We start from the raw sequence: 5,236 nt of genomic DNA, 5'->3' as shown, positions 1-5,236 counted from the left end.
GGGGGATCCCTAGGAATTAAAAACAACGAAAAAAGGGGCATTAAGCCCCCAAAAATAGCTTCCCCTTTCGGGGGATCCCTAGCCTTTGATACAGAGAATAGGCCTTAAGCGCGCTACGAGTTTAGCGATCTTGGCTTGGTCGGCAGCGCGCACAACTTTGTCTACGTTTTTGTAGGCCTGGGGCGCTTCTTCGGCTACCCCCCGCAGAGAAGGACTGCACACAATGACGCCGCGCCGTCGCAGTTGTTCGATAATCTCCTGCCCTGTCCAGGCTTTGAGAGCCTGGTTGCGACTCATCGCTCTTCCGGCCCCGTGGCAAGCTGAAGAGAGGGCAAGGGCCTCACTTTGCTCGGTGCCGACCAGAATGTAGGAGGCCGTGCCCATGGAGCCACCGATGATTACCGGCTGACCGATGGAACGAAAAGCCTGAGGGATCTCTGGGTGGCCGGGCCCAAAAGCGCGCGTTGCCCCCTTGCGGTGGACAAACAGGCGGCGTTTTTTCCCCTCTATGATATGTGTCTCCTCCTTGCAGGTGTTGTGGGAGACATCGTAGATGAGGTCGAGTTCAGCCTTGGGAAAAAGCTCGGCGAATACCTGGCGCACCCAGTGGGTGATGATCTGGCGGTTAGCCAAGGCGCAGTTGACGGCTGCCCGCATTGCTCCCAGGTAGCTTTGCCCCACTTTGGACTGCAAAGGCGCACATGCCAGCTCGCGATCAGGCAGCTCTATGCCGTGTTCTTTAGCTGCCTGTTGCATCTTCTTCAAATATTCAGTGCCAATCTGGTGACCCAGGCCCCGCGAGCCGCAGTGAATAGTAATGACGACTTCCCCCTGCCTGAGACCAAAACTCTCGGCAGCCTTGGGATCGTAGATCTCATCGACAACCTGGACTTCGAGGTAGTGGTTACCTGAGCCTAGGGTTCCCATCTCGCGCCGCTGGCGTTCACGGGCGTAGGCGGAGACTTCGCCTGGCTTTGCTCCACGCATGCGGCCATGTTCTTCGATGTGCTCTAGATCTGCTTTCTTGCCGTAGCCTTGAGCCACAGCCCATTCTGCTCCGCCTTCCAGCATGGCTTCCATCTCTTTGTCGCTCAAGGAAAGCTTGCTGCGGCTGCCGAGCCCTACCGGTACGCTGGCATACAAGGCATTGGCTAAGGGTTCTGCTGCTTCCTCCACTTCTTCGCGCGTCAGCCCCGTCCGCAAGGTTCTCACGCCGCAGGAGATGTCAAATCCCACTCCACCAGCGGAAATCACCCCCCCTTCTTCTGCATCGAAGGCGGCCACCCCACCGATGGGAAAGCCATAGCCCCAGTGGGCATCTGGCATCACATAACACGCTCCCACGATCCCTGGCAAAGTGGTCACGTTGCTGGCCTGCTCGGCCACTTTGTCGTCCATCTCCCGGATTAACTCTTCATCGGCAAAGATCAAGACCGGGACACGCATTTTGCCTTTAGGAGGAATGCGCCAAACCGTTTCATCTAGACGCTCAAGTTTCCTGATATCCATAGACTGCCTCCCTTACACGTCCACCACACACTGTGCCACCCAAAGCTCACCCTCTTGAGCTACCTTGAGTTGCGTGTAAGTTGCCCCTTTAACTTCTACTGCCGGTCGGTGCTTGGTGCGGTCAACTCTTTCCCCCCACAGGCTGGCTTTGAGATGGTCTTTTGCAAGATGCACTTCAACTTTCCCAAACAGCATTCCTCTAACTGCCATCTCGTAGATCACTGCATTCAGGAAGTCCACCAACAATAGTTCCAGATCGCCTGAATTTTCTAGCTCGATCTCTAGCCGCTCCCTGGGATCTACTTCATCCACGCTAGTGATCGCCGCAGTCAGGGCCAAAGCTGCCTGGGCAAAGGCTTCCTCCGGCGTTGCCCCATAGCCGCGGACGCCAATGTCGGCCATGTGTTCAAAATGCTCCCATCTTGCCTGCACCACGGCAGTCTCCTCGTTCAGGGCAGGCCGAAGCCCAATGTCATCTAGACTCGGCAGCGATACCGTAACTTACGCAACTTATCGCTCCCTCTGCAAGGGGATCCCTGGAGGTTGGAAACAGAAACAACCACTAGGGTACTACTATTGTATTCGTCTCTTGTTCTTCCTCCTGCATAGGAATGGGAGACTTTTTTGAGGTTGGCAGAGCTTGTGGAATTACCCCTTCGGGAGATCCCAATGGGAAAAACCTCCCGCTAATAGGGGAGGTGTTTGTGGCTCTATTTTTCTGTTTGGGGATCCCTAGAAACTGGAGAAAAGCGGGAATCTGGGTTCGCTGAGGGCACTTCGAGGATCCCATCTCCTGGGATCTGTGGGGGATAGGAACTCTAGAGATAGCTGATTGGGATAAGGGCAGCCAAAATTAGGTAGAAGGCGAGATCGGCGCACTCTTGGGTTTTTGGGCAACTTGCTGCTTCGAGAGTGGTCGGCACTGACGACGAAAACCAGAAGGCGACCTGGGCTGTTGACAGAAAGCCCTTGACAGCGGTAGGGCTACTGGAAAATGAATAGCCAACACTGATCCTTTCGACGGCAGGGGGATCCCAGCGATGAGGAAAGATCTCAACATCCTGCATCGGCTGGCACGCAGCTATGGACTTAGGCTTTTGGAGGCTGCCGATATAGCTGTCAATGGCTCGCGGCCCTGGGATCTGCAAGTCCACGACGAGCGGCTTTACCTGCGCTGCTTGCTCTATGGATCCCTGGGCTTTGGCGAGGCCTACCTGGAGGGGTGGTGGGATTGCGAGGCTATTGATGAGCTGGTTTGTCGTCTCCTCACCAGTCGGGCAGCCGAGCGAGTGGGCTGGCCAGTTCGGCTCCTGCTTGCCTTGGACAGTCGCCTCATCAACCGCCAGCGGGGTAAGGGAGCGTTTGTGGTTGGCCAGCGCCACTACGACCTTGGCCATGACCTCTACGAGGCCATGCTGGATCGCCGCCAGATCTATAGCTGTGCTTATTGGGATGGGGGGGCACAAACCCTCGACGAAGCCCAGGAAGCCAAGCTGGATCTCATTGCCCGCAAGCTAGATCTCCAGCCCGGCATGCGCGTGCTCGACATCGGCTGTGGTTGGGGCGGCACGGCACAGTACCTGGCCGAACGCTACAGTGTACAGGTGGTGGGCATCACCGTCTCGCAAGAGCAGGCCAGGCTAGCCAGCGAACGCTGCCGCGGCCTACCGGTGGAGATTCGGCTGGAAGACTATTGCCAGACGCAGGGAAAGTTTGATCGGATCCTTTCTGTGGGCATGTTTGAGCATGTGGGCTACCGCAACTACCGAACATTTATGCAGGTAGTCCGTCGCCTTCTCAAAGAGGATGGCTTGTTTCTTCTCCACACCATCGGCGCCAACGTTGCCTACCAGGGGCGGGATCCGTGGATTGAGCGCTACATTTTTCCCAACTCGATGCTGCCCTCGCCTCGTCAGATAACAGCGGCTTTCGAGGGCCTATTTGTTCTGGAAGACTGGCACAACTTTGGGATCAACTACGTGACCACCCTAAAAGCTTGGCACACCAATTTTGAGCGGGCATGGCCCCAACTGGCTGGTCGCTACGACGAGCGCTTTCGCCGCATGTGGAAGCTTTACCTGCTGATGAGTGCTGGCAGCTTCAAGGCCCGCGCCAGCCAGCTTTGGCAACTAGTCCTCTCGCCCAGGGGAGTAAGGGGCGGCTACCGCTCGGTGCGGTAGTTGTTTCCTCCCCCGCCAACCCCTTGGGCTCCCCAAGCCGCGTGCTACGATGACTTTTGATTATCATTCTCATTCAGGCAAGTGGGTTGATGCCCGAAGCTCTGCGGCAGATTGTCGCGCGCTTTCAAAAGGCCAAAACCTCTCGTCAGAAGTACGAGTTGCTGCTGGCCTATGCCAAGCGCCTGCCCCCTTTCCCCGATTCCCAGCGAACAGAGGAGAATCTCGTGCGGGGTTGTGCTTCGCGGGTGTGGCTGGCCACCGAGCTAAGAGACGGCAAGGTCTACATCCAGGGAGATGCCGATGCCCAGTTGGTCAAGGGCTTGGTGGCCGTTTTGGTGGAGGGGCTAAGTGGCTCAGCACCAGAGGAAATTTTGGGGGTTTCCCTGGAGTTTGTGCGGGAAATGGGCCTCAACTTCAGCCTTAGCCCTTCCCGCAGCAACGGCCTGGTGAGCATGTTTTCGCTGCTGCAGCAGCGGGCCTTGGCTTTCCAGAAGTCAGGCGCTTCCGACGCTGCTGTCTCTGTTGTCTCGTGAGGTGTTAGGGCTCATGGCTAATAACTCTCTGCGTTCGGCCCGACCCCTGCGATCGCTGGCCTCGCTGGTGGCGGCCCTTTCGGTCGGGATCCTGGGCAGCTTGCAGATGCGCCAAGAGAGATCCCAGGCCCAGCAGGGATCCACTCCCCCGCAGGTAGTGACCACAATCCTGCCGATAACGCAATTTACCCGCGCCGTGGCCGGGAAGCGGGCCGAGGTGAAACCCCTGATCCCTCCCCAGATGGGGCCCCACAACTTTCAGGCTCGACCCGAGGATGCGCGCCTGCTGTCCCAGGCGGATGTGCTGGTGATCAACGGGTTGGGAATGGAGACCTTTTTGGAGGGATTGATTGCCAACGCCGGCAATCCGAAGCTGCGCATCATTGACAGCAGCCAAGGGATCCCGACTTTGCAGACCCAGGAGCCAGAGCATGGCCACTCCCACAGCCATGGCCATTCTCATGGTCACAGCCACGGCCATGGCCATTCTCATGGTCACGGGCACTCTCACGGCAAGTTGAACCCCCACATCTGGCTGGATCCCAGGCGGGCCATTCGGCAGGTGGAAAACATCCGCGACGGCCTCATTGCTGTCGATCCAGAAGGGGCAGAGATCTACCGCGCCAATGCCGCTGCCTTTATCGAGCAACTGGAAGCTTTGGATAAAGAAATCGAGCAGAAATTAGCTCCCTTCGCCGGCAGGAGCTTTGTGGTCTTCCACGACTTTGCCCCTTACTTTGCCGAGCGCTACAACCTCAAAGCGGAGTTCCTGGTGGAGATCCCGGAAGCCAGCCCCTCTCCGGAAGATGTGCGGCGGGTGATGGATACGGTGCGGCAGTCGGGCCTAAAGACAATCCTGGTGGAGCCACAAGTGGGGAAGGACAACCCCTTTGAGGTCTTGGCTAGAGATCTGGGGGTACAAGTCCGTGTATTCGATCCCTTGGAAACGGCTGGCCCAGAGGGGATCGAGCCGGAGTACTACCTAACCATCCTGCGGCAGAACGTGGAAAACCT

The 5,236-nt window shown here is 57.5% G+C and carries 5 protein-coding genes; 3 read left to right on the top strand and 2 right to left on the bottom strand.

Annotated elements, in window-relative coordinates; genetic code table 11:
• Nucleotides 1–78: 78 nt before the first annotated feature.
• Nucleotides 79–1,446, bottom strand: a complete 1,368-nt coding sequence (locus tag NW863_RS11135) for an RtcB family protein (protein ID WP_414366393.1) — start codon at nucleotides 1,444–1,446, stop codon at nucleotides 79–81.
• 75 nt (nucleotides 1,447–1,521) lie between these two features.
• Nucleotides 1,522–1,944: an archease gene (locus tag NW863_RS11130; RefSeq protein ID WP_414366392.1), complete on the bottom strand. Its 423-nt coding sequence runs from the start codon at nucleotides 1,942–1,944 to the stop codon at nucleotides 1,522–1,524.
• Between the two features lie 605 nt (nucleotides 1,945–2,549).
• Between NW863_RS11130 and cfa the strand changes: the two genes are divergently transcribed.
• The 3 genes from cfa to NW863_RS11115 form a co-directional block, all read left to right on the top strand.
• Nucleotides 2,550–3,689: a cyclopropane fatty acyl phospholipid synthase gene (cfa, locus tag NW863_RS11125; protein WP_414366390.1), complete on the top strand. Its 1,140-nt coding sequence runs from the start codon at nucleotides 2,550–2,552 to the stop codon at nucleotides 3,687–3,689.
• An 89-nt stretch (nucleotides 3,690–3,778) separates the two neighbouring features.
• Complete coding sequence (locus NW863_RS11120; RefSeq protein WP_414366388.1) at nucleotides 3,779–4,222, top strand: SufE family protein; 444 nt, start codon at nucleotides 3,779–3,781, stop codon at nucleotides 4,220–4,222.
• A gap of 13 nt (nucleotides 4,223–4,235) precedes the next feature.
• A partial coding sequence (locus tag NW863_RS11115; protein WP_414366387.1) for a metal ABC transporter solute-binding protein, Zn/Mn family occupies nucleotides 4,236–5,236 on the top strand: 1,001 nt, incomplete at its 3' end.

Origin of the sequence: Synechococcus sp. B60.1, from assembly GCF_047462555.1 — a bacterium.
GTDB lineage: Bacteria > Cyanobacteriota > Cyanobacteriia > Thermostichales > Thermostichaceae > Thermostichus.
This window is presented reverse-complemented; position numbering and strand designations above follow the sequence as displayed.

What these genes read in the sequence shown, in the direction of transcription:
- cfa (WP_414366390.1), top strand. Translation starts at nt 2,550, where the DNA reads ATGAGGAAAGATCTCAACATCCTGCATCGGCTGGCACGCAGCTATGGA.
- NW863_RS11135 (WP_414366393.1), bottom strand. Translation starts at nt 1,446, where the DNA reads ATGCGTGTCCCGGTCTTGATCTTTGCCGATGAAGAGTTAATCCGGGAG.
- NW863_RS11120 (WP_414366388.1), top strand. Translation starts at nt 3,779, where the DNA reads ATGCCCGAAGCTCTGCGGCAGATTGTCGCGCGCTTTCAAAAGGCCAAA.